Source organism: Erwinia plantamica (assembly GCF_043420595.1).
Classification (GTDB): Bacteria; Pseudomonadota; Gammaproteobacteria; order Enterobacterales; family Enterobacteriaceae; genus Erwinia; species Erwinia aeris.
Map to the genome: position 1 here is coordinate 126,669 of NZ_JBGCUC010000011.1, position 24,518 is coordinate 151,186.

The 24,518-nt window shown below is 57.0% G+C and carries 23 protein-coding genes; 8 read left to right on the forward strand and 15 right to left on the reverse strand.

Going from position 1 to position 24,518, the window contains the following annotated elements:
* The first annotated feature begins 153 nt into the window (after positions 1-153).
* Both AB3U87_RS13705 and rlmC read left to right on the forward strand, forming a co-directional pair.
* Positions 154-606 (forward strand): YbjO family protein, encoded by a 453-nt coding sequence (locus AB3U87_RS13705; protein WP_394149403.1) that lies wholly within the window; start codon positions 154-156, stop codon positions 604-606.
* A gap of 48 nt (positions 607-654) precedes the next feature.
* The gene (gene rlmC / locus AB3U87_RS13710) at positions 655-1,782 is read left to right on the forward strand and encodes a 23S rRNA (uracil(747)-C(5))-methyltransferase RlmC (protein WP_369894913.1); all 1,128 of its coding nucleotides are present in this window, start codon (positions 655-657) and stop codon (positions 1,780-1,782) included.
* Here the strand turns inward: rlmC and AB3U87_RS13715 are convergent.
* From AB3U87_RS13715 to AB3U87_RS13740, 6 genes are all read right to left on the reverse strand, one after another.
* On the reverse strand, positions 1,768-2,529 hold the full coding sequence (locus AB3U87_RS13715; RefSeq protein WP_253454744.1) for a transporter substrate-binding domain-containing protein: 762 nt from the start codon (positions 2,527-2,529) through the stop codon (positions 1,768-1,770). The genes rlmC and AB3U87_RS13715 overlap by 15 nt on opposite strands.
* 131 nt (positions 2,530-2,660) lie before the next feature.
* Positions 2,661-3,329: an arginine ABC transporter permease ArtM gene (gene artM / locus AB3U87_RS13720; protein ID WP_253454743.1), complete on the reverse strand. Its 669-nt coding sequence runs from the start codon at positions 3,327-3,329 to the stop codon at positions 2,661-2,663.
* Positions 3,323-4,045, reverse strand: a complete 723-nt coding sequence (gene artQ, locus AB3U87_RS13725; RefSeq protein WP_253454742.1) for an arginine ABC transporter permease ArtQ — start codon at positions 4,043-4,045, stop codon at positions 3,323-3,325. Before artQ ends, artM begins: the two co-directional genes overlap by 7 nt.
* Before the next feature lie 4 nt (positions 4,046-4,049).
* Positions 4,050-4,781 (reverse strand): arginine ABC transporter substrate-binding protein, encoded by a 732-nt coding sequence (gene artJ, locus AB3U87_RS13730; protein WP_370733862.1) that lies wholly within the window; start codon positions 4,779-4,781, stop codon positions 4,050-4,052.
* 14 nt (positions 4,782-4,795) lie between these two features.
* Complete coding sequence (gene artP, locus AB3U87_RS13735) at positions 4,796-5,524, reverse strand: arginine ABC transporter ATP-binding protein ArtP (protein WP_253454740.1); 729 nt, start codon at positions 5,522-5,524, stop codon at positions 4,796-4,798.
* Between the two features lie 187 nt (positions 5,525-5,711).
* Positions 5,712-6,248 (reverse strand): lipoprotein, encoded by a 537-nt coding sequence (locus AB3U87_RS13740; RefSeq protein WP_253454739.1) that lies wholly within the window; start codon positions 6,246-6,248, stop codon positions 5,712-5,714.
* A gap of 104 nt (positions 6,249-6,352) precedes the next feature.
* Between AB3U87_RS13740 and AB3U87_RS13745 the strand changes: the two genes are divergently transcribed.
* Together AB3U87_RS13745 and AB3U87_RS13750 are read left to right on the forward strand one after the other, a co-directional pair.
* On the forward strand, positions 6,353-6,676 hold the full coding sequence (locus AB3U87_RS13745; RefSeq protein ID WP_125288747.1) for a heavy metal-binding domain-containing protein: 324 nt from the start codon (positions 6,353-6,355) through the stop codon (positions 6,674-6,676).
* Positions 6,676-7,494 carry an N-acetylmuramoyl-L-alanine amidase gene (locus tag AB3U87_RS13750; protein ID WP_394149390.1) on the forward strand — a complete coding sequence of 273 codons (819 nt, stop codon included), beginning with the start codon at positions 6,676-6,678 and terminating at the stop codon, positions 7,492-7,494. The genes AB3U87_RS13745 and AB3U87_RS13750 overlap by 1 nt, the downstream gene beginning before the upstream one ends.
* Here AB3U87_RS13750 and ltaE read toward each other — a convergent pair.
* From ltaE to cspD, 4 genes are all read right to left on the reverse strand, one after another.
* The gene (gene ltaE / locus AB3U87_RS13755) at positions 7,491-8,501 is read right to left on the reverse strand and encodes a low-specificity L-threonine aldolase (RefSeq protein WP_394149392.1); all 1,011 of its coding nucleotides are present in this window, start codon (positions 8,499-8,501) and stop codon (positions 7,491-7,493) included. The two genes, AB3U87_RS13750 and ltaE, sit on opposite strands and share 4 nt — an antisense overlap.
* 59 nt (positions 8,502-8,560) lie before the next feature.
* Positions 8,561-10,282: a ubiquinone-dependent pyruvate dehydrogenase gene (gene poxB / locus AB3U87_RS13760; RefSeq protein ID WP_301251231.1), complete on the reverse strand. Its 1,722-nt coding sequence runs from the start codon at positions 10,280-10,282 to the stop codon at positions 8,561-8,563.
* A 129-nt stretch (positions 10,283-10,411) separates the two neighbouring features.
* A complete protein-coding gene (gene hcp / locus AB3U87_RS13765) occupies positions 10,412-12,049 on the reverse strand; it encodes a hydroxylamine reductase (protein WP_394149393.1) in 1,638 nt (545 codons plus the stop codon).
* A gap of 279 nt (positions 12,050-12,328) precedes the next feature.
* Positions 12,329-12,562 carry a cold shock-like protein CspD gene (gene cspD, locus AB3U87_RS13770; protein WP_125288742.1) on the reverse strand — a complete coding sequence of 78 codons (234 nt, stop codon included), beginning with the start codon at positions 12,560-12,562 and terminating at the stop codon, positions 12,329-12,331.
* Positions 12,563-12,879: 317 nt separating this feature from the next.
* Between cspD and clpS the strand changes: the two genes are divergently transcribed.
* Positions 12,880-13,200 carry an ATP-dependent Clp protease adapter ClpS gene (gene clpS, locus AB3U87_RS13775; RefSeq protein ID WP_125288741.1) on the forward strand — a complete coding sequence of 107 codons (321 nt, stop codon included), beginning with the start codon at positions 12,880-12,882 and terminating at the stop codon, positions 13,198-13,200.
* Between the two features lie 28 nt (positions 13,201-13,228).
* The gene (clpA, locus tag AB3U87_RS13780; RefSeq protein ID WP_125288740.1) at positions 13,229-15,505 is read left to right on the forward strand and encodes an ATP-dependent Clp protease ATP-binding subunit ClpA; all 2,277 of its coding nucleotides are present in this window, start codon (positions 13,229-13,231) and stop codon (positions 15,503-15,505) included.
* A gap of 86 nt (positions 15,506-15,591) precedes the next feature.
* Here the strand turns inward: clpA and infA are convergent, their stop codons facing one another.
* From infA to trxB, 5 genes are all read right to left on the reverse strand, one after another.
* Positions 15,592-15,810 (reverse strand): translation initiation factor IF-1, encoded by a 219-nt coding sequence (gene infA / locus AB3U87_RS13785; RefSeq protein ID WP_125288739.1) that lies wholly within the window; start codon positions 15,808-15,810, stop codon positions 15,592-15,594.
* Between the two features lie 257 nt (positions 15,811-16,067).
* Positions 16,068-16,760, reverse strand: coding sequence for a leucyl/phenylalanyl-tRNA--protein transferase (aat, locus tag AB3U87_RS13790; RefSeq protein ID WP_253454730.1), 693 nt, complete (start codon positions 16,758-16,760; stop codon positions 16,068-16,070).
* A 33-nt stretch (positions 16,761-16,793) separates the two neighbouring features.
* Positions 16,794-18,503 carry a heme ABC transporter ATP-binding protein/permease CydC gene (gene cydC / locus AB3U87_RS13795; RefSeq protein ID WP_369894910.1) on the reverse strand — a complete coding sequence of 570 codons (1,710 nt, stop codon included), beginning with the start codon at positions 18,501-18,503 and terminating at the stop codon, positions 16,794-16,796.
* Positions 18,500-20,257 (reverse strand): heme ABC transporter permease/ATP-binding protein CydD, encoded by a 1,758-nt coding sequence (gene cydD / locus AB3U87_RS13800; RefSeq protein ID WP_394149397.1) that lies wholly within the window; start codon positions 20,255-20,257, stop codon positions 18,500-18,502. Before cydD ends, cydC begins: the two co-directional genes overlap by 4 nt.
* A 148-nt stretch (positions 20,258-20,405) precedes the next feature.
* Positions 20,406-21,371 carry a thioredoxin-disulfide reductase gene (trxB, locus tag AB3U87_RS13805; protein WP_125288736.1) on the reverse strand — a complete coding sequence of 322 codons (966 nt, stop codon included), beginning with the start codon at positions 21,369-21,371 and terminating at the stop codon, positions 20,406-20,408.
* A gap of 521 nt (positions 21,372-21,892) precedes the next feature.
* Between trxB and lrp the strand changes: the two genes are divergently transcribed.
* The gene (lrp, locus tag AB3U87_RS13810) at positions 21,893-22,387 is read left to right on the forward strand and encodes a leucine-responsive transcriptional regulator Lrp (protein ID WP_006118610.1); all 495 of its coding nucleotides are present in this window, start codon (positions 21,893-21,895) and stop codon (positions 22,385-22,387) included.
* 119 nt (positions 22,388-22,506) lie between these two features.
* Positions 22,507-24,518 (forward strand): DNA translocase FtsK 4TM domain-containing protein (locus AB3U87_RS13815; RefSeq protein WP_394149399.1); only part of this gene is annotated, 2,012 nt, incomplete at its 3' end.

A 24,518-nucleotide genomic window follows, 5' to 3' on the forward strand; every position in this document is an offset into this window, starting at 1 on the left:
CCAGGAAAGAGGATCGAGCAAAGAAAGCCTCGCGCTTTCTTTTTCTCTGGCGCTAACGAAGCGACAGCCGTGGCCGAAAGCACGGCAAACGAGGGCAGGGGAACGCTGCACGGGCATACCTGCACTAAAACGGAGCATGGACGGGAGAAAATGATGTCAGAGGTGCTGAAACAGGAGCCAGCCTGCGAGATCCCCGTCCCCGTGGTGGTGGCGGCAATCGCTATCATTATGACACGCTGCCTGAGCGTCGCGCTGGAAGTGCATGAAATGGGGCTGAATACGCTGCTGAATGTTATCCATCTTGCCGCGCAAAGCTGGAGCGCCACCCTGATATTTATCGCCAGCCAGCTGCTCTTTTTTATTGAGCTGCGCTGTGCGCTTGCGCTACTACATGGCCGCCGCTGGGGACGCCTGGGCTACGGCTGTTCGCAGCTAATCGTGATCGGTTATATGTTGATGGCGTCGGCAGGCTGGATCGGCCCGGAAATATTTTCTCTGCGCGGCGAGCAGGGGCATCTGCTGCTCTCGCAAAAGCTGCCTGACCTGCTGGTGCTGGGGCTGCTCTTTTTCCCTGCCAGCAGCCGGGAATTTTTTCAGCAGCGCTGATCCCACAGTGGTACAATCCCCGCCCGCTTTTGTTTGACGAGATTTGACATGCACTGCGCCCTTTATGATGCCGATCGCTGCCGCTCCTGCCAGTGGCTGGATCGCCCCTATTCGCAACAGCTGAACCAGAAGCAGTCTGAGCTGCAACAGCTTCTGTCCGCGCAGGCGGTCAGCGAATGGCTGCCGCCGGTCACTTCGGCGCAGCAGGGTTTTCGCAACAAGGCGAAAATGGTGGTCAGCGGCAGCGTGGAGCGCCCGCTGCTCGGCATTGTGCATCGCGACGGGACGCCAGTCGATCTTTGTGGCTGTCCGCTTTATCCCGACAGCTTCGCCGCGGTATTTGCGCAGCTGAAACCCTTTATCGCCCGCGCGGGTCTGACGCCGTATAACGTGGCGCGCAGGCGCGGCGAGCTGAAGTTTATCCTGCTGACGGAAAGCAGCCGCAGCGGCGAGCTGATGCTGCGCTTTGTGCTGCGATCCAAAGAGAAGCTGGCCCAGCTCACTAACGCGCTGCCCGCCCTGCAGGCGCAGCTGCCGCAGCTGAGCGTGATTTCAGCCAATATTCAGCCGGTGCATATGGCGATTCTGGAAGGCGAAGAAGAGATCCCGCTAACGGAAAATCAGGCGCTGGCCGACCAGCTGAACGACGTGCCGCTGTGGATCCGGCCGCAGAGTTTTTTTCAGACCAACCCGGCGGTAGCCGCCTCGCTGTACGCTACGGCAAGAGCATGGGTAAGCGAGCTGGGCGTCAAAAGCATGTGGGATCTGTTCTGCGGCGTAGGCGGCTTCGGCCTGCATTGCGCCACGCCAGAGATGTCGCTGACCGGCATTGAAATCAGCGCGGAGGCCATTGCCTGCGCTAAACGGTCAGCGGAAAAGATGGGGCTGGAGAAAGTCAGCTTCGCCGCGCTGGACTCTACGGCGTTTGCTACCGGCGAAGGCAGCACGCCCGATCTGGTGCTGGTCAATCCGCCGCGTCGCGGTATTGGCGCCGCACTCTGCGAGTATCTGAGCCGCATGGCGCCGCCGTTCATTCTTTATTCCAGCTGCAACGCGCAGACCATGGCTACCGATATCGCCCGCCTGAGCGAATACACCCTTGTTAAAGTCCAGCTGTTCGATATGTTCCCGCATACCGCGCACGGCGAAGTGCTGACGCTGCTACGGCATCTCTGACTCGGCGGGCAGATCGGCTGTCGGGCCAAGCCAGCGCTGCTTCAGCATGTGCAGCGTACCGTCATCGCTCAGGCTTTGTAGCGCGCCATTCAGCTGCTCCAGCAGCGCCTTATCGCCTTTACGTACCGCGATACCCAGGCCTGCACTGAAATAGCGATTATCCGTAATCGGCTTGCCTACGGCATCCAGGCCGGGATTGCTTCTCAGGATGGTCTGCATGGAAGGCGTCTCGCCAAAAATGGCGTCGAGCCTGGCGCTGCGGATATCCAGAAGCGCATTCTGATAGTTGTCGTACGCGACAGGAATGATATCCGGCCACGAACTTTGCAGCCAGGCCTGTAAGGTTGTGGCATCGGCGACGCCAACGCGCTTGCCGCGTAGCTCCGCTAAAGAGGCGTAGCGGCCTTTAACCGCAATCACCATGCCGGAACTTTCCAGATAAGGCTGGGTGAAATCCGCCTCTTCCCGGCGCTCTTCGGTAATATCCAGGCCGGAAATCACCGCGTCATAGCGGTTGAATTTTAGCGAAGGCAGCAGGCGGTCAAAATCATTATTGGTAAAGAGGCACTGCCGCGCTATTTTTTCGCACAGGGCTTTTGCCAGCTCGATATCAAACCCCACCAGCTGATGCCCGGCATTCAGGTAGACAAAAGGCGGATAGGTCGCCGAAGTGGCAAAGCGAAGCGGGCCGCTGGCCAGCGCGTTGGCAGCAAATCCGACAAGTAGAAAAACGCAAACCTTAAGCATGTCTCCGGCCCTTGCGTGAATATTATCGGGATAGTATGACGGCTGCCGCCGCGGCGTTATGCGCGGATTAACTGACGGTTAAGCGCTGTTATTTGACGAATGCCGACGACCGATGCCGCCGGCATGGTGGCTCAGCTACGGCGCTCGAAAGCCAGCGCTCGTCGTTCTATCAGGCGCATCATCAGCGTCAGCAGGCCGTTAACGCACAGGTAAATGACGCCTGCTGCGGCAAAAACCGTCACGTCGTAGGTTCGCCCGTAAAGCTGCTGTCCCTGGCCCATCACTTCCATTAGCGTAATGGTATAAGCCAGCGAGGTGCTCTTAAATACCAGCACCACCTCGTTGGAATAAGAGGAAAGCGCGCGTTTAAACGCGTAGGGCAGCAGAATGCGCAGCGTATCTTTACGGTTCATCCCCAGCGCGGCACAGGATTGCCACTGACCGGCAGGAATAGCTCTGACCGCGCCGTAAAACAGCTGGGTGGTATAGGCCGCGCTGTTAAGCGAAAGCGCGAGCAGGGCGCAAAGCCAGGGCTGCGACAGCCCGTTCCATAGCCACGGGATCGCCTGAATGGAAGGAAACTGTCCCGGCCCATAGTAAATCAAAAAGATTTGCACCAGCAGCGGTGTGCCGGTGAACAGCGTAATATAGCCGCGCACGACCTGGCTCAGTACCGGGATCTTCAGCGACAGGATCACCGTGAACAGCAACGCCAGCAGCAGCGCCAGCAGCAGTGAGGCCACCGTCAGCGTCAGGCTGGTATGCAGCCCTTTCAGCAGCTCGGGTAAATAGCTCAGCATCCGTTATTCCCCTGCTCAAAACGGGTGGTACGCGCTTCGATACGCTTTAAAACCTGCTGGCTGAGCAGCGTGATAATTAAATAAATCGCCGCCGCCACCATGTACCAGGTAAAAGGCTCCTGCGTGCGTGAGGCGATGCTTTTGGTTTGCAGCATAATATCGTTGACGCTGATCAGCGATACCAGCGCCGTATCCTTCAGCAGCACCAGCCACTGGTTGCCCAGGCCCGGCAGCGCGTGACGCCACATCTGCGGCAGGATCAGACGGAAGAATATCGCCGGCGTTTTCATGCCCAGCGCCTGGCCCGACTCCCACTGTCCCTGAGGCACCGCCTTCAGCGCGCCGCGCAGCGTCTGCGAAGCGTAAGAGGAATAAAGGATCGACAGCGCGATAACGCCGCAGAGAAACGGGCTGACGTCGAAATTCTCAATCGTCATCTGCACCGGCAATGAAGCGAAGCCCAGATGCAGCGTAAAGCCGTCGGAAAGCGTCAGTAACAGCTGCGAGGCGCCAAAATAGACGAACAGCACCACCAGAATTTCCGGCAGCCCGCGAAACAGCGTCACCAGCGCGGTGCCGATCCAGGCGACCGGCCGCCAGCGGGCGGATTCCCAGACGGCGAAAATCATCGCCAGAATCAGGCCTGCGGCCAGCGCAGAAACGGCAAGGCCGACGGTCATCCCGGCGGCGCTTGCAAGAGGATAAAATTCGTTCATTCCGTTATTGCTGGAACCATTTGCTGTAGATGGTTTTATAGGTGCCGTCGGCTTTCACTTTATCCAGCGCGGCGTTGAATTTGCCCTGAAGCTGGGTGTTGCCCTGGCGCAGGGCGATACCCAGTCCGGTGCCGAAGTAGTCTTTATCGGTGACCTTCTCACCAACCGCGGCCAGCGAGGTGTTCTGCTTCAGCCACTCGTTAACCACCGCCGTGTCGCCGAATACGGCATCAATACGGCCGTTTTTCAGATCCAGAATGGCGTTCTGATAGCTGTCGTAAGGCACGGTTTTTACCTCCGTCAGTTTCTCGGTCAGGTATTTCTGGTGCGTAGTGCCGTTCTGCACGCCGACGCGTTTGCCTTTCAGCGCGGCTACGTCAGCAACTTTGCCTTTCTGCGCGATAAATAAAGCGGAATTATCGTAATAGGCTTTGGTAAACAGCACCTGTTTTTCACGCTCGGGCGTAATATCCATTCCGGCCATCACGGCGTCGAAGCGACGGAACTTCAGGCTTGGGATCAGGCTGTCGAAAGCCTGATTGGTAAAGGTGCAGGTCGCGTCCATCTCTTTACACAGCGCGTTCGCTAAATCGACATCAAAACCCTGAATTTTGTTGTCGGAATCGACAAATTCAAAAGGAGGATAAGAGGCTTCAGTAGCAAAACGGATGGTCTGCGCGGCGCTGGCGCTCAGGCTTACACCGGCTAACAGCGCGGCAAGTACGATTTTTTTCATCATTATGTCCTGCATCAGTGCGAAAGATAATTGGCAAACGCTTCGGTTTGCGGCTGTGTAAAGCGGCTGGCGTCACCCTGTTCCACGATATAACCATTCTCCATATAGACGACGCGGCTGGCCGTTTTGCGCGCCACTTCGACCTCATGGGTAACGATCACCTGAGTGATATTGGTTTCAGAGAGTTCCTGAATAATCGCCACAATCTGCGCCGTGATTTCCGGATCCAGCGCCGCCGTTGGTTCATCAAACAGCAGCACGGCCGGTTCCATCATTAATGCGCGGGCGATAGCAACACGCTGCTGCTGTCCACCGGACAGGTGCAGAGGAAAACGGTCGGCGAATTTGGTCAGGCGCAGGCGTTCCAGCAGTTTTTCGGCACGAGCCAGCGCCCGATCCTTGCTTAATCCCAGCACGCGGCAGGGCGCTTCGATCAGGTTCTGCATCACCGTCAGGTGCGGCCAGAGATTGTACTGCTGGAACACCATGCCAACGTTTTGACGCAGCTCGCGGATAGCCGCGTCGCCCGGCGCTTTGCTGAAGTCGAAATGGTGACCGGCGATCCCCAGCGTGCCGGAGCGCGGCATCTCCAGCAGGTTCAGCACGCGCAGCAGCGAGCTCTTGCCGGCGCCGCTTGGGCCGAGCAGCACCAGCGTCTCGCCTTCCGGGCAGGTCAGCTGAATATCAAAAAGCGCCTGATGGGCGCCATAAAAGCAGTTTACAGCGTTTAGTTGAATACTCATGCGCAAAAAGTGAATAGCGATTAGTTCTGCGAATCTTAACGTTGACGGCATAGTTATGCAATCAGCGCGGCGAAAAATTCGCTTATGCAGGCAAGTTAACTACAAGGCTAGCACAAAATGAGGGAGGCTGGATGAAAATGCAGCAGGGGAAAGAGGCGCACCGCTCGTCGGCGGTGCGCGGAAAACACTATCGCAGCAGGCGCTGGCTGAGGGAGCCGCCTTCAATATGCGGCGCGGGGCCAAGATAGCGCACGTCGTCCACCGCCCAGCAGGTGCCCTCATGGATCATCAGCACTTCATCCTGCCAGCTTTGCGGCTTGTCGCCGTCGCGGCTGAGCTTAACCCGCAGCGGAATATTGCGCGCGTCGTGGTTAGGGATTGACGATGAATCCGCTACGCTCGCCGAGGTGGCGCCCGCCGCCTGGCTTGAGAAGATATCCCCGCGCAGGGTCGCTTCTTTTTGCGGATCGCTATCGGCCTTCAGCAGCGTCTGATAGAGCCTGTCGCTGAGGTAAGGACGATATTTAGCCAGCTGGGTGGCGTTCGGCAGGCCCTGAGCAGGCTGCTCAAGGCGCAGATCGTAAAACGCCTGGGCAACAGAATCCGGGCCGCCTTCGACGCAGGGAGAGGTGCGGCTGCCATTATCCTTAAAGACGGGTTGTACCGTGGTACAGGCGCTGAGCAGCAGCGCCAGCGGAGCCAGAGCGGCAAGCTGTAACTTCATCTTGATTTCCTTATGGTTTCTGGATGGCGTTTTTTAGCATAAAGTATAGCTGGTCTGCCTGGCCATAAGAGCTAAAACCCTGGATTGAAGTTAAGGAGAAAATCATGCAATTTTCCACTACCCCAACGCTGGAAGGCCAGCCCATAACGGAATACTGCGGCGTCGTGACCGGCGAAGCGATACTGGGCGCCAATATCTTCCGCGATTTCTTTGCCGGCATTCGCGATATCGTCGGCGGCCGTTCCGGCGCATATGAGAAAGAGTTACGCAAAGCGCGCCAGATAGCCTTTGCCGAACTGGAAGAGCAGGCGAAGGCCATGGGCGCGGACGCCGTGGTCGGGATTGATATCGATTACGAAACCGTTGGCAAAGACAGCAGTATGCTGATGGTCAGCGTCAGCGGCACCGCGGTTAAAACACGCCGTTGATGCGCCTGCTGACGGCGCTGGCGGCGGCCATCGTACTGAGCGCCTGTACATCCGGTCTGGAAAAACAGAATGGCTACGTAGTGGATACGCGCCACACCGCTTACGGGGCTCGTCCGCGTATTAAGGTGCTGGTTATTCACTATACCGCTGAGGATTTTCCCCGCTCGCTGGCTACGCTGACCGACCGGGAAGTCAGCGTGCACTATCTTATTCCGGCCAAACCCTTCCAGCATGGAAAGCAACCGGTGGTGCTGCGGCTTGTGCCGGAATCCGAGCTGGCGTGGCACGCGGGCATCAGTTTCTGGCGCGGCGCGACGCGGCTCAATGATACCTCGCTCGGTATCGAACTGGAAAATCCGGGCTATCGCCGCACGCCGCAAGGGCGAGCCTGGTATCCTTTTTCCCGCGAGCAGATGGCCGCGCTGATGCCGCTGGCGCGGGATATCACCCGGCGCTACGGTATTCGCCCGCAGGATGTCGTCGGACACAGCGATATCGCGCCGCAGCGCAAGCAGGATCCCGGCCCGCTGTTTCCGTGGCGCTGGCTTTATCAACAGGGCATTGGCGCTTGGCCGGACGAGGCTCGCGTAAGCTATTACCTGGCGGGAAGAGCGCCTGGCCAGCTGACGGACAGCGGGCATCTACTGTCGCTGCTGGCGCGCTACGGCTATGAAGCGACGCCTGATATGTCGGCCACGCAGCAACAGCGGGTGATTGCCGCTTTTCAGATGCATTTCCGGCCCGCTGACTATTCAGGCGTGGCGGACGCGGAAAGCGAGGCTATCGCCGAGGCGCTGTTAGAAAAGTATGGCGATTAGTCCGGCTGGCTGGCCAGAAACGCTTTCCATTCCGCGACCACTTTTTCCAGCGCCGGACGATCGACATCCAGATGCGTGACCAAACGCGTCACGGCACCGGTATGCAAAACGATGCCCTTATCACGCATCCAGGCTTTAAGCGGCGCGGCCTGCTGTTCCGGCAGGCGCACAAACACCATATTGGTGTTCTGGCTGGAAACCTGCACGCCAGCGGCCTTTAGCTGCGCGGCCAGCCAGGCGGCGTTATCGTGATCGTCCTGGAGCCGCGTGACGTTGTGCTCCAGCGCGTAAAGCCCGGCCGCCGCCAGAATGCCCGACTGCCGCATGGCGCCGCCGGTCATTTTGCGCCAGCGCTTCGCGCGCTCGATATAGTCTTTGCTGCCGCACAGCAGCGAGCCGACCGGCGTACCCAGACCTTTCGACAAACAGATTGTCAGCGTATCGCAATACTGCGTAAGATCGCGCAGCGTGACGCCCAGCGCCACGGCCGCATTGAAAATGCGCGCGCCGTCCACATGTAGCGCCAGCTTATGGCTGCGCGTGAATGCCCAGGCTTCCTGCAAATAGGCCAGCGGCAGCACTTTACCGTTATGGGTGTTTTCCAGGCTCAGCAGCCGGGTCATTGCAAAATGAAAATCATCCGGCTTGATAAACTGTTCGACCACGTCCAGCGGCAGCGTACCGTCTTTTGCTGCAAGGATCGGCTGCGGCTGAATACTGCCCAGCACCGCCGCGCCGCCAGCTTCATATTTGTAGTTATGCGCCAGCTGGCCGACGATATATTCTTCGCCGCGCTGGCAGTGGCAGAGCAGCGCCACCAGGTTGGCCTGGGTGCCGGTCGGCAGAAAAAGCGCGGCCTCTTTCCCGCTGAGTGCGGCCGCTTTGGCCTCCAGCGCGTTAACCGTAGGGTCGTCGCCATAAACATCGTCGCCGGTTTCCGCCGCCATCATTGCGGACAACATCGCGGCGGAAGGGCGGGTTACCGTATCACTGCGTAAGTCGATCACCGTTGCGCTCCTTAAAGGGCAAAACGGACGCCGCAGCGTCCGTGAGACAGACCAATGTTTTACCGCAGCCAGTTGGTTTTAGCCAGCTCGACCACTTCGTCGCCGCGACCATTGATCAGCGCGCGCAGCATATAGAGGCTAAAGCCTTTCGCCTGCTCCATCTTGATCTGCGGCGGCATCACCAGCTCTTCGCTGGCTGTGACCACATCCAGCAGCACCGGGCCGTCGTGCGCCAGCATCTCTTCGATAGCGCGAGGCAGCTCGGAAGCGCGCTCCACGCGAATGCCCTTCACGCCGCAGGCGTTGGCGATATCGGCAAATGCCGGGTTTTGCAGTTCGGTGCCGTCGGTCAGATAGCCGCCGGACTGCATTTCCATCGCCACAAAGCCCAGCACGCTGTTATTAAACACCACCAGCTTCACCGGCAGCTTAAGCTGTGCTACCGACAGGAAATCGCCCATCAGCATAGAGAAGCCGCCGTCGCCGCACATCGCTATCACCTGGCGCTGCCTGTCAATAGCCTGCGCTCCCAGCGCCTGCGGCATGGCGTTGGCCATGGAACCGTGGTTGAACGATCCCAGCAGACGACGTTTGCCGTTCATTTTCAGATAGCGTGCGGCCCAGACGGTAGGCGTGCCGACGTCACAGGTAAAAATCGCGTCTTCGCTGGCCAGCTCGCTAAGCTGCTGCGCCAGGTACTGCGGGTGGATCGCCTGTTTGTCGTTGGCGGTCGCCAGCTCGTCCAGACTCTTTCTGGCTTCCTGGTAATGCTTCAGCGCCTTATCCAGAAACGCGCGATCCTCTTTTACTTCGAGGCGCGGCAGCAGCGCGCAAAGGGCGGCCCGAACGTCGCCGACCAGCGCCATATCCACATGGCAATGCGACCCGATACTGCCTGGATCGATATCAATCTGGATAATTTTCGCTTTTTCAGGATAAAAAGCGCGGTAAGGGAAACGCGTTCCCAGCAGGATCACCGTATCGGCATTCATCATGGCGTGATAGCCGGATGAAAAGCCAATCAGGCCGGTCATACCGACATCGTAAGGGTTGTCGTACTCAATATATTCTTTGCCGCGCAGCGCGTGAACGATGGGCGCTTTCAGCGTTTCCGCCAGCTGCACCACTTCCGTATGCGCGCCCGCACAGCCGTAGCCGCACATCAGCGTGATATTTTTTGCTTCATTAAGCAGCTGCGCCAGCTTGTCCAGTTCGCTGGCGGGCGGCTGCACGATAGGGAACTGCGGCGGATACCATTCGGCGCGAGCGTTTTCCGGCGCGGGCTGTAGCGCCACGTCGCCAGGAATAACCACGACCGACACGCCCCGATTGATAATAGCTTTACGCATCGCGATGCCCAGCACCTGTTGCAGCTGCTCGGGATTGGAAACCAGCTCGCAGTAGTGGCTGCACTCTTTAAACAGCTCCTGCGGATGCGTTTCCTGGAAATAGCCGCTGCCGATCTCGCTGGAGGGAATATGCGCGGCAATCGCCAGCACCGGCACGTTGTTGCGGTGGCAGTCGTACAGGCCGTTGATCAGATGCAGGTTGCCCGGCCCGCACGAACCGGCGCAGACGGCAAGCTGACCGCTGATTTGCGCTTCGGCCCCGGCAGCGAAAGCGGCGACTTCCTCATGACGAGTCGGCATCCATTCGATGGTGCCCATGCGGTTCAGGCTGTCGCTCAGCCCGTTAAGCGAGTCCCCGGTTACGCCCCAAATGCGTTTTACGCCGGCGTTTTCAAGTGTTTTCGCCACCAGTGCGGCTAGCGTTTGCTTCATTTCTGCTCCTTTAAAGCTTTAATCAGTGTCCCGAAGGGAGAGATCTTCAGCAAAAAGCATAGTCGAGGCTGAGCAAAGGGTAGGGCATTATACGGCGCGCGCCGCAGGCGAAAATAATGCGGCAAGGCATCAATGCAGCGCCGTTGCCAGATCTGCGGGTACGGAAGATGGCGGCCGCAGACCAAACTCTTTTTTCAGCAGCGCCTGAAGATTATCCGTGAGAAAACCCGGCGCCGTCGGGCCGGTGTAAATGTTTTTTACCCCAAGGGACAAGAGCGTCAGCAGCACGACAATCGCTTTCTGCTCAAACCAGGAGAGCACCAGCGATAAAGGCAGATCGTTAATGTCGCAGTTTAATTTTTCCGCCAGCCTGACCGCCAGCACGATAGCCGCATAGCTGTCGTTGCACTGGCCCACATCCAGCAGACGAGGCAGGCCGCCCAGCGTGCCGAAAGCCAGTTTGTTAAAGCGATATTTACCGCAGCCCAGCGTCAGGATCAGACAGTCATCGGGAATGGCGGTGGCCAAATCGGTAAAGTAGCTGCGCTGCACGCGATTGCCGTCGCAGCCGCCTACCAGAAAGATATGCCTCAGCTGATGCTGTTTCACCAGCTCAATCACGCTGTCGGCGGCGTCAAGCAGCGTCTGGCGGCCAAAGCCCGTAGTAATGGTGCGGGGGATCTCGCTGGTGGAGAAGCCCGGCATCTGCTGCGCCTGCGCGATAACGGCAGAAAAGTCGTCGTCGTGCAGGTGATTCACGCCGGGCCAGCCGACAATGCTGCGGGTCCAGATACGCTGCTGATAATCGCCTCTGAAAGGATCGATAATGCAGTTGGAGGTCATAACGATCGGGCCGGGAAAGGCGGCGAACTCTTTTTGCTGGTTCTGCCAGCCGCTGCCATAGTTGCCGACCAGATGCGCATAGCGCTTCAGTTGCGGATAGCCATGTGCCGGCAGCATTTCGCCATGCGTGTAAATGTTGATACCGCTGCCTGCGGTTTGTTCCAGCAACAGTTGCAGATCCCGCAGATCGTGCCCGGAAATCAGGATCGCTTTTCCCGCCACCGGCCGGGTATTAACCGCCACGGGCTGCGGCGAACCGTAAGTGGTGGTCTGCGCCTTATCCAGCATCGCCATGATGGCGAAATTCATTTTGCCGATATCCATCGCCGCCGCCAGCAGATCGCTGGCGCTGTCCGGCTGCGCGCCCAGCCAGACCATGATCTGATGAAACTGTTGGTAAATGGTGTTATCGAAGTAGCCGTGAACATGGGCATGTTCCATATAGGCCGCCGCGCCTTTCAGGCCATACAGGCACAGCAGGCGCAGACCGATAATATCCTCATGCGCATGGCCGCGATTGGGGCGCCACGCCAGCGCCTGTTGCTGTAGCTGCCCAGGGTCATCGCTTTCCAGGACTATTGCCGCCGCAGGATAATTTTCTGCGCTGCAAGGAAGCTTGCAGCACGCTTTTAGCTGTTCCCGGTAGCTGATGGCCTGACGGGCAAGCGCTACGATGCGTGAGGAATCAAAATTGACGTTAGTTAGCGTGGCAAACAGCGCCTTTGGTATGAAACTGTCGATATCATGCAGAATAATACCCTGCTGTCGCGCCACCAGCGCCCAGGCGGAAAGCCCCTGAAGCGTGGCAATCAGCAGATCCTGCAAATCTGACGTTTGTGCCAGTTTCCCACAGGCGCCGCGCACGCCGGTACAGCCGTTACCCGTAAGACGGCGTTGAGTTTGTTCACATTGCACGCAAAACATAGCCTTATCCTTTAATGTTGCATTTAAAATGCAACATTAATCCTTCAGGACATAATCTGTCCTGAAAAAACGCAGCCAGGTTGATTTAACGCAAATTTACTGCGCTGAAACGCGGCGGAGGGCAAGAAGCGAGGATGAAAATTAATTTCGTGCAAAAAGGGGGCTTGAAAAATGACAGGACGGCGCCACTTTACTAAGGTTGGTAAAAGTTGCCCATAAAAATGCCAGCGACGCTGGCTGGCATTTTATTGCAAGGTTGGTCAGAATATCACTAAGCGGTCAGGCGCTGACAGCAACTGCCGCTTCGGCATTAACGGGGACAATCAGGCTGGCGTGATTGCCTTTTGGCCCCTGGTGCACATCAAACTGAACCTGCTGCCCGGCTTTCAGCGTTCGGTAGCCATCCATCTGGATAGTGGAATAATGAGCAAAGATATCTTCGCCGCCACCGACCGGACAGATAAAGCCGAAGCCTTTGGCATTGTTGAACCATTTAACAGTACCCGTCTCCATGCTTTTGGATCCCTCGCAAGACATTCAAATGGGTGAGGTAGTGAGGCATTGGCCTCCAGGCTGGTTAAAACGCATCCAGCATACGCCTGTACTGTAGAGAAATCGTACCAGGCGTCAAGCGAATGAAGAGGAGATGCCGGGATGAATTCATCAAAATTTGAAGCAGTTAACGCTATTGCTATTTTTGTGATGAAGGTCGCGTAGTTGCAGGTTGGTGCAAAAATTCACCGGCTTCGGACAGCATTTCGGGCGTGCTAAACTTACGCTTAAGGGTGTTAGTCTGATGCAGGCAGGCAACGTTTTCATATTGGGTACGTATGGGAAACACTAACGATTGGCTTAATTTTGAACATCTTGCAGAAGACAAACTCCGCGAAGGTCTCAAGCCGCCTTCGATGTATAAAGTTATTCTGAATAATGACGATTATACACCTATGGAATTTGTTATTGACGTACTGCAAAAGTTCTTTTCTTATGATGTTGAACGTGCAACGCAACTGATGCTGACGGTTCACTACCAGGGAAAGGCAATCTGCGGTGTCTTTACCGCCGAAGTGGCGGAGACCAAGGTCGCGCATATCAATAAATATGCGAGGGAGAACGGACATCCGTTGCTGTGTACGCTGGAAAAAGCCTGAATAAGGCGATCTAATGGGGGAGGTGCCTATGCTCAATCAAGAACTGGAACTCAGTTTAAATATGGCTTTCGCCAGAGCGCGCGAGCACCGACATGAGTTTATGACCGTCGAGCATCTGCTGTTGGCGTTGCTCAGTAACCCATCAGCAAGAGAGGCCCTTGAAGCCTGCACGGTGGATATTGTGGCTCTGCGGCAGGAGCTCGAAGCCTTCATCGAACAAACAACCCCGGTGTTGCCGGTCAGCGAAGAAGAGCGCGACACACAGCCTACGCTCAGCTTTCAGCGCGTTCTACAGCGCGCCGTTTTCCATGTGCAGTCATCCGGCCGCAGTGAAGTAGCGGGCGCTAACGTGCTGGTCGCTATCTTCAGCGAACAGGAATCCCAGGCTGCCTATCTGCTGCGCAAGCATGAAGTCAGCCGCCTTGACGTGGTTAATTTTATTTCTCACGGCACGCGCAAAGATGAGCAGGGGCCCGCTTCGGGCGCAGAAAACCCTGTTAACGAAGAGCAGGCAGGCGGGGAGGAACGTATGGAAAACTTCACCACCAATCTTAACCAGCTTGCTCGCGTAGGCGGTATCGATCCGCTGATCGGGCGGGATAAAGAGCTGGAGCGTACCGTTCAGGTTCTCTGCCGCCGCCGGAAAAACAATCCGCTGCTGGTGGGCGAATCGGGCGTGGGTAAAACCGCGATCGCCGAAGGGCTTGCGTGGCGTATCGTGCAGGGCGACGTGCCTGAAGTGATGAAAGACGCCACCATCTACTCGCTGGATATCGGGTCGCTGCTTGCCGGTACTAAATACCGCGGCGATTTCGAGAAGCGCTTTAAGGCGCTGCTGAAACAGCTTGAGCAGGATAACAGCAGCATTCTGTTTATCGATGAGATCCATACTATCATCGGCGCCGGTGCCGCTTCCGGCGGGCAGGTAGATGCCGCCAACCTGATCAAACCGCTGCTTTCCAGCGGCAAAATTCGCGTGATGGGGTCCACCACCTATCAGGAATTCAGCAATATCTTTGAGAAAGATCGCGCGCTGGCGCGTCGTTTCCAGAAAATCGATATTACCGAGCCTACGGTAGATGAAACGGTGCAGATCCTGAACGGCCTCAAGCCGAAGTATGAAGCGCACCATGACGTCCGCTATACCGCAAAAGCAGTACGTGCAGCGGTTGAGCTGGCGGTGAAATATATCAACGACCGTCATCTGCCGGATAAAGCGATTGACGTGATTGACGAAGCGGGCGCGCGCGCACGTTTGCTGCCGGTCAGCAAGCGCAAGAAAACGGTTAACGTGGCGGATATTGAATCCGTGGTTGCCCGTATCGCGCGTATTCCTGAGAAGAGCGTTTCCGCCACGGATCGCGACACTTTGAAAACCCTCGGCGACCGGCTGAAAATGCTGGTGTTTGGTCAGGACAACGCTATCGAAGCCTTAACCGAAGCGATCAAGATGAGCCGCGCCGGTCTGGGACAGGATCGCAAGCCTGTCGGTTCCTTCCTGTTTGCCGGCCCTACGGGCGTGGGTAAAACAGAGGTCACCGTACAGCTGGCGAAAGCGCTGGGCATTGAGCTGCTGCGTTTCGATATGTCGGAATATATGGAACGCCATACCGTCAGCCGTCTGATCGGCGCGCCTCCGGGCTATGTCGGTTTCGATCAGGGCGGGCTGCTGACGGACGCGGTGATCAAGCATCCGCACGCCGTGGTGCTGCTTGATGAGATCGAGAAAGCGCATCCGGACGTCTTCAACCTGCTGCTGCAGGTGATGGATAACGGGATGCTGACCGATAACAACGGGCGTAAAGCCGATTTCCGCAACGTGGTGCTGGTGATGACCACGAACGCTGGCGTACGTGAAACCGAACGTAAATCTATTGGTCTGATCCATCAGGACAACAGCACCGATGCGATGGAAGAGATCAAAAAGATCTTTACGCCAGAGTTTCGTAACCGCCTGGATAACATTATCTGGTTCAAACACCTCGACAGCGAGGTTATCCATCAGGTAGTGGATAAGTTTATCGTTGAGCTGCAGGCGCAGCTGGATGCGAAAGGCGTCTCGCTGGAAGTCAGCGACGAAGCGCGCAACTGGCTGGCAGAAAAAGGCTACGATAAAGCGATGGGCGCGCGTCCAATGGCGCGTACGGTGCAGGAAAACCTGAAAAAACCGTTGGCGAACGAGCTGCTGTTTGGCTCCCTGGTGGACGGCGGGTCGGTTTCGGTGGCGCTCGACAAAGAGCAGAACCAGCTGACTTACCAGTTCGTGAGCGCCGAAAAGCGCAAAACGGAAGGCTCTGTACATTAGGCGTAAAAAAACTAAAGGCCGAAGATTCTTCGGCCTTTTTTTTACCCGTGCGGCGCATCAGGCGCCAGCATCTGCAGTAAAGTAGGTTAGCGGATACGGAAGGTGATACGACCTTTGTTCAGATCGTATGGGGTCAGTTCTACGGTAACCTGGTCGCCCGTTGAGATACGGATATAGTTTTTGCGTATCTTACCGGAGATATGCGCAGTAATGACGTGTCCATTTTCCAGTTCAACACGGTACATAGTGTTAGGTAATGAATCCACTATCTTACCCTGCATTTCAATATTATCTTCTTTGGCCATCAAATCCTCTGGGTGTTATAACCTTTGTCTCGAATCAGCAAATAATGCCGATTTAAGAACGTTATGTAAAGAATAGCTGATGATTCCACCAGCGTCGGCCTCCCTGCGGCATAAGCAGCGCACGGAAACGCGTAATCAAGAGTTGGTACAAAACCGGGGGGAAAGTGCGGTCTTCAAAAAGGCTTATACACGCATACCAAGCTCTCATATTATACCATTATTATCCTGGTCTGCGTGGAAAACATCACCGTACGGTCTTAAAAAAGGGTCTGCTGACGCCAGCATTCGGGCGGAAGCGGCTGTTTGGCCAGCAAATCAAGCTGTTTAAGATAGTCAGCGCGGGACATCTCTTCGGCGCCAAGCGAAGCGGTATGGGGATTCAGCACCTGACAATCGATCAGCCTGCCGCCCTGCTGTAGAAAATAGCGGCTGAAAACCAGCAGTGCCGTTTTTGAGGCATTTTCACAGCGGCTGAACATCGATTCGCCGCAAAAAATCTGTCCCAGCGCCAGGCCGTACATACCGCCAACCAGTTCTTTGTCGTGCCAGACCTCGATGGATTGCGCTTCGCCAGCATCAAACAGCTGCTGCCAGGCGTGCTTCACGGCGGGCGTGATCCAGGTGCCTTCCTGACGATCGCTGGCGCAGCCTTCCACTACTTCGCTAAAGCTTTGATTCAGCGTCACGCGATAGGGCGATCGCTGATGAAAACGCTTCATGCTGCGGCTAAGGTGAAACTTTTCCGGCCACAGTACCGCGCGCGGATCCGGCGACCACCATAAGATAGGATCGCCTGGCGAAAACCAGGGAAAAATCCCGCGCTGATAGGCGCTGAGCAGGCGGGGCAGACTTAAATCGCCGCCCATCGCCAGCAGGCCGTTCGGTTCACGCAGCGCCATCTCCGGCGGTGGAAAATTAAGTGATTCTCTTGAGAGCTGCATCAGGCGCATAGTCACTGTCTCAGTAATGCGAGAAGGCTATGACTATACCGTAATCCGCTGCAGGAAAGCGCTGTAACGGCTGCGTTTTGAGATTAATTCGACGTGCGTTCCCTGTTCGACCACGGTGCCGCTTTCCATAAGGCAAATTTTGTCGAAATGGCGTAGCCCCTGCGGACGATGCGTGACCACGATCATCGTTTTGCCGCGGGCGGCTTCCCGCAGCAGGGTAAGGATCTGCCGTTCGGTGTGGGTGTCCAGCCCTTCCGTCGGCTCGTCGAGCAGCAGTAAAGGGCCGTCGTGCAACAGCGCGCGGGCCAGCCCCAGCCGACGCCGCTCGCCGCCCGACAGCTGACGGCCGCCTTCGCCCAGCCAGGCATCGAGGCCTTCAGCGTTAATCAGCGTTGTCAGCCCGACTTTTCGCAGCATGGCGAGCAGCTCGTCGTCATGGCGATGCGGCGCGGCCAGCAATAAATTATCGCGTAACGTGGCGTTAAACAGATGCACGCGCTGCGTCACAACGCCGGTAGCCCTGCGTAATGTGGCTTCATCCCACGCGGCCAGCGGACGATCGTTTAACCGGATTTCGCCGTTTGTCGGATCCCATGCGCGGGTGAGCAGCTGAAGCAGCGTGGATTTACCGCAGCCGCTGCTGCCCAGCAGCGCAACGTGTTCACCTTGCGCAATGTCCAGGGAGATCGAGCGCAGCACGGGAAAACCTTCGTTATAGCTGAAGCTGACATCATGCAGCTTTAGTCGGATACCGGCAGGGCTTTTGCCCTGCTCAGCCGGAAAGTTCACGGCCGGATTTTGCAGAATCACTTCATTAACGCGACGGGCAGAGGCGAAGACTTCGCCCAGATGCAGAAAGGCACCGCCAACCGGAGCCAGGGCTTCGAAGGCCGCCAGCGCGCAAAACAGGAACAGAGCGAGCGTGGCGTCATGAAACAGCGCTGAGGCTGACCAGAGCAGTAAAACGGCCGTCGCGCCGGTAATAATCGTCAGCAATCCCTGCGATAAGCCGGTAAGACGGGCGCGGAAGCGCTGAGCGCCCAGCCAACGCGCTTCCGTGTTATCAAGCCGGGCGCGAAAGCGCTGCACGCCGCCATAAATTCGCATCTCCGCCTGGCTTTGCAGCCATCCCGTCAGCTGGCTACGATACAGGGCGCGCAGGTGCGCCAGCGCTTCGCCTTCTTTCCGTCCCAGGCGGTAAAAGATTGGCGGCAGCAGCAGCAGCGTCGCCAGCATGATACCGCCCAACATCAGCGCCAGCGGCCAGTTCAGCGAGCCGAGCAGAAGCGTTACCGTCACAATCGCGACAAGCGCGCCGAGTAGGGGAGAGAGCAGGCGCAGATAAAGGTGATCGAGCGTATCCACATCGGCTACCAGCCGATTCAGAAGGTCGCCCCGCTGGAAACGAGCCAGCGCGCCGGGCGAAAGCGGGATCAATTTATTAAAAGTGAACACGCGTAAATCTTCCAGAATACGAAAAGTACCGTCATGGCTGACCAGCCTTTCCGCATAGCGAGCGACGGTGCGTAAAATTGCGGCACCTCTTACGCCAGCCGCAGGAAGCATATAGTTAAAACTGTAAAGCCCGGCGGCGCCCGCCAGCGAGCAGGCCGCAAGAAACCAACCGGAAAGCGTCAGCAACGCGATGCTCGCCAGCAGCGTCACGACCGCCAGCAAAATGCCCAGCATCAGGCGCGGAGCGTGCGGGCGCAAAAGCGCAAGCCAGGGTCGGATTAGCTTCATGCCTGCGCCTCCTCAACCAGCGCTTTAAAGGGGCCGGGCCGTTGCAGCAGCTGCGCTTTACTGCCCTGCTGGACGATTTCTCCCGCCTGGAGCAGCCAGACTTCATCCCACTCCGCTAAGCGATCGAGCCGATGGGTAATAAACAACGTGGTCTGATTGAAAGAGGCGGCCAGCAGCGCCCGGTTTACGTGCTCGCCAGCCGGGCCGTCAAGGCTGGCATCAGGCTCGTCCAGCAGCAGCAGTCGACAAGGCTTGTAAAGCGCTCTCGCCACAGCGATGCGCTGCGCCTGCCCTACGGAGAGGGCCGCCGCCTGTTCGCCGACCGCGCTTTCCAGGCCTTCAGGCAGGCGCGCCAGAAACTCGTCCACGCCAGCCAGCTCGCAAACCTGCTGTAACCTGAGCGGATCGCCCTCGCCATGCGCAACAATATTTTCGCGTACGGTCTGCGCAGGTAAATGTGGGTTCTGTCCCACCCAGGCAAGCTGCTGTTGCCACCAGGACGGCAGGATATCACGCAGCTCCGTATCGTTTATTTTCAACGATCCCTGATAGGGCAAATACCCGGCCAGGACGTTCAGCAAAGAGGTTTTGCCCGCGCCGCTTCGCCCAATCAGCGCCACTCTTTTCCCTGCGCTAAGGGTAAAATTGAGCGGCCCGACAAGCTCTATCCCCTCGTGCGTCATAATCCGCAAATCAGCGGCGGTAAGCGTCATACCTTGCTCAACGTTGGGCGTCAGCGTGCCGGATGATGCCTGAAGCAGTTCCGCTGTCAGGAATTTTTCCAGCGCGTCAGCGGCGCCTGTAGCCTGCGCTTTGGCATGATAAAACGTGCCCAGCTCTCTGAGCGGTTGAAAAAATTCCGGCGCAAGGATAAGCGACAGAAAGCCGGCAAAAAGCGTGATGCCGGTGCCGTAATGGCCGAAGTTCAGCTCGCCGAGGTAGGAAAAACCAAAATAGACCGCCACCACTGCTACAGAAACGGCAGCAAAAAACTCCAGTACGGCGGAGGAGAGAAAGGCCAGCCGCAGTACTTCCATGGTTCGTTGACGAAAGCTGGCCGAAGCGGTGCGAATACGATCGGTTTCCGCGTCGGCCTGATTAAACAGCCGCAGCGTTTCCATGCCCTGAAGGCGGTCGAGAAAATAGCCGCCGAGCCGTGCAAGGGCCTGAAAATTACGCCGGTTAGCGTCGGCCGCGCCCATGCCGGCAAGCGCCATAAACAGCGGAATAAGCGGGGCCGTCAGCAGCAGGATCAGCGCTGCCACCCAGTTTACGGGAAACAGAACAGCAAGGATCAGGCAGGGGATGAGCGCGGCCAGCAGCGTTTGCGGCAAATAACGCGCGTAGTAATCCTGAAGGTTATCAATTTGCTCCAGCAAAAGCGTGGTCCAGCTTCCGACAGCCTGACCCTGGATAACGGCGGGGCCAGCCTTAGTCAGCTTGTCCAGAATATCGCGGCGCAGTTTCTCCCGGATGGCCCGGCCCGAAGCGAACCCGGCCAGCTCACGCAGCCACAGCAATACGCCGCGCAGCACAAAACAGGAAAGCAGCAGAATAAATTGCGGAAGAAGCGCATCGCGAGAAAGATGATCAACGATCAGACCTTGCAGCAGCGTGGCCAATAGCCAGGCCTGGTAAACAATAAGCAGCGCGCCGACCATGCCGATTAGCAGCGATAGTCTGAACCAGAAATTGCCGTAGATACGCTGTTTTTTTAGCCAGGAAAGGAGCTGTTGCTGTCGGAATTTATCCATGCTGTACCAATATGCCGCGCGTTGGGGCAGGTAAAATTGCAATGCCATGCCCTTAGTAAGGGTAATCGCGAGCAATGGTACAGCGCAGAAAATAAAAAGGCGACCTTAACAGGTCGCCTTTACTGAGATCGCATCAAAGCAGTAACGATTACTGAGATTCTTTAACTAAACCATCCAGATAGCGTTCCGCATCCAGCGCGGCCATACAGCCGGTGCCGGCAGAGGTAATCGCCTGACGATAGGTATGATCCATAACGTCACCTGCGGCGAACACGCCCGGAATGCTGGTTTGCGTTGCATTACCGTGCAGGCCTGACTGCACTTTGATGTAGCCGTTTTCCAGATCCAGCTGATCTTTAAAAATCGCCGTATTCGGGCTGTGGCCGATAGCGACAAACAGACCGGCAACGCTCAGTTCCTGCTGCGACTCGTCCAGCGTGGAGCGCAGGCGCAGCGAGCTGACGCCCATCTGATCGCCCATGACCTCGTCCAGCGTCTGGTTGGTATGCAGCACGATATTGCCGTTGCGTACTTTTTCCATCAGGCGATCGATAAGGATTTTCTCTGCGCGGAAGCTGTCGCGACGGTGGATCAGATGCACTTCCGACGCAATATTCGCCAGATACAGCGCTTCTTCTACGGCCGTATTGCCGCCGCCGATCACGGCTACCTTCTGATTACGGTAGAAAAAGCCGTCACAGGTTGCGCAGGCTGAAACGCCGCGGCCTTTAAACGCTTCTTCAGAAGGCAGGCCAAGGTAGCGAGCGGAGGCGCCAGTAGCAATAATCAACGCATCTGCCGTGTATTCACCGCTGTCGCCGATCAAACGGAAAGGGCGATGCTGTAAATCAACGCTGTGAATATGATCGAAGATAATTTCGGTATTAAATTTTACCGCATGTTCATGCATGCGTTCCATCAGACCCGGACCGGTCAGATCGTGCGGGTCGCCGGGCCAGTTTTCCACATCCGTGGTGGTGGTCAGCTGGCCGCCTTTTTCAAGCCCGGTGATCAGCACGGGGTTGAGATTAGCGCGCGCTGCGTAAACAGCCGCCGTGTATCCAGCGGGGCCGGAACCTAAGATAAGTAATTTACTGTGTCTGGCCGTGCTCATGAGACCCTCATTATTTAGCTGCCAACTATGTTGCGATTGTAGGGAATTTAGGTCGGCAACAAAAGCGTTCTGCGATTTTGTTAGCGATGGTTGCAAAAGGTTTAACCGATTTCCCTTAGGGAGCAACGGCACCACTGCGCCAAAGCAGGGCGAAACGCGCTGTAAAATGGTGCAATGAGTAAATTTTTTCATTATAAAACAGTCATGCAGCGCAACATCTGGCATGTTGTACTGATTTTGGTTGTTTTACTTTGACAATCGGCTGTGCTTTTGCGAAAACAGTGGGGGAAGCAGAGGACATTTGAGCTTACAAGACAGATTTTTCCTGTTTTGGGACATCCGGCTCAATAAACTCAGTCTGTCATTGGTCATGACGCATGGTGTGGACAGACAACATGCGTCATACGGATGGGCGTGATAACACCGCAACAGGCTCCAGACTTCACTTAGAACAACCCTGCGATAATGATTTCGTTCAGGGTGTGGCAGGCAAAGGGAAGGCATTAAGAGAGACAATAATAATGGTAGACAATAAAAAACGGCCTGGAAAAGATCTCGACAGAATCGATCGTAATATCCTTAACGAACTGCAAAAGGATGGACGTATCTCTAACGTCGAGCTTTCCAAACGCGTAGGTTTATCACCTACACCATGCCTTGAGCGCGTTCGTCGTCTTGAAAGACAGGGGTTTATCCTTGGCTATACCGCCCAGCTGAATCCGCACTATCTGGATGCCTCGCTGCTGGTATTTGTTGAGATTACTCTGAATCGTGGCGCGCCCGACGTGTTTGAACAATTTAACGCCGCAGTGCAAAAACTTGAGGAAACTCAAGAGTGTCACCTCGTTTCAGGCGATTTCGACTACCTGTTGAAAACGCGCGTGCCGGATATGTCCGCCTACCGTAAATTGCTGGGTGAAACCCTGCTGCGCCTGCCCGGCGTAAACGATACGCGGACCTATGTGGTCATGGAAGAAGTGAAACAAAGTAACCGCTTAGTCATTAAGACGCGGTAACACAGGGCAGGTGCAAAACCTGATAGGTTTCGGTACACTCCTGTGAATTCATACAGTTTCAGCGTCGGGCCTGCCCGACGCTGTTGCCTCCATTGTTTACAGGCACCTGGAGAGTACTCTTGAGCCAGGAATATACAGAAGATAAAGATGTTTCCCTACAGTCGCTGAGCAGCGGTCGTCGCCTGCTTGAAGCGTTACTGATTGTTGTGGCGCTTTTTGCCGTCTATTTGATGGTGGCGCTGTTGAGCTTTAACCCCTCCGATCCCAGCTGGTCGCAAACTGCCTGGCATGAACCCATCCATAATTTGGGCGGCGGCATTGGCGCATGGCTGGCAGATACGTTGTTCTTCATTTTTGGCGTGATGGCCTACGCCATTCCTGCGGTTATCCTGGGACTATGCTGGATCACTTTCCGCCAGCGGCATTCGCAGGATTACATTGATTACTTTGCCGTGGCGCTGCGCCTGATCGGCGTACTGGCGCTCGTGGTCACATCATGCGGCCTGGCGGCGCTAAACGCTGACGATATCTGGTATTTTGCTTCCGGCGGCGTAATTGGCAGCCTGCTCAGCAATGCGATGGCGCCATGGTTTAACGCCGCAGGCGGCACCCTGACGCTGCTGTGCGTGTGGGCGGCCGGTCTGACGCTTTATACCGGCTGGTCCTGGCTGACCATCGCTGAAAAAATTGGCGCGGCTGTCATGGGCGTGCTGACTTTCGCCAGCGGGCGTTCGCGCAGTGACGAATACAGATATGATGATTATGACGATGAGCCGGATGAAAAACCGGTTCCGAAGCAGCGTGCCCGCTACGATGATGAAGACGATATCCTGCTGGCAGTGCCGGCAACGGCCGAAGAGGACGACAACGATCCGCTGCTGAGCAAGCCTGCGGCAGCCCCGACGGCAGCCGCTGCCGCTGCACAGACGGTTTCCACGGCAGCACCTGTGGCGCCGGTAGCGTCCGCAGTTACCGCAACGCCGGCTTCCACGGTTACTGTAGCGCCCGGGAGCGCTCAGCAACAGGCCGAGCCTGCTGCACAGGTTTCCACGCCGTCAGCAGCGGCAGAGCCTGAACTTTATCGCTTCGAGATGCCGGCGGAAACGCCTGCGCCATCGGTTCCTGTCGCTGATGAAGATGATGCTCCCCGCATGGGCAACTGGCGGGAAGCGGATGCCTCACCTTTCGATTTCTCTACGACGCAGCCGGCTCAGCCGCAGCAGGTCGCACAGGATCTGGCCAGCGCGGCGCAGTCTGCCGCCGCCCCCACGGCGTTTATGCCAGGCTTCAGCGCCACCAGCGAGGCGGCTCCGGCTAATCCGCAGGTCAAGCAGGGTATTGGCCCCGCTTTGCCGCGGCCGAATCCGGTTAAGCTGCCGACGCGTCGCGAGCTGGCTTCCTATGGTATTAAGCTGCCTTCGCAGCGTATAGCGGAAGAAAAAGCGAAAGAAGAGGAGCAGCGTCTTCAGGCTTCTGCGCCAACAGGGGCGGAAGAGCCGGGCCAGGATGAAAGCCATCTGCGCGACGCTTTTGCCGCTCAGCAGCAGGCGCGTTACGCTGCGCCTGATAGCGCAGCAAACAGCGCGCCTGTAGCAGAAAGCGCTGAGGAAGATGAAGAGGAAGCGCGTCATCAGGCCGAGCTTGCCCGTCAGTTTGCCGGACAGCAAAGCCAGCGTTATGGACAGCCGCAGCAAAGCGCACCTGCCTCCACGCTGGATACCGGTGGCGCATTTGATTTCTCGCCTAAAGAAGATTTGGTTGATGATGGCGCAGGCGAACCGCTGTTTACGCTGCCGCCTGAAAATCAACAGAGCAGGCCCGCTGCGCAGTGGCAGCAGCACAGCCAGCCTCAGGAACCTGTAAAACAGGCTGCACCAGCATGGCAGTCAGCCGCTCAGGAGCCCGTACAACCGGCCGCGCCAGCGTGGCAGCCAGCCGCTCAGGAGCCTGCGCAACCGGCCACGCCAGCATGGCAGCCAGCCGCTCAGGAGTCTGCACAACCGGCGGCGCCAGCATGGCAGTCAGCCGCTCAGGAGCCCGTACAACCGGCCGCGCCAGCATGGCAGTCAGCCGCTCAGGAGCCCGTACAACCGGCCGCGCCAGCGTGGCAGCCAGCCGCTCAGGAGCCTGC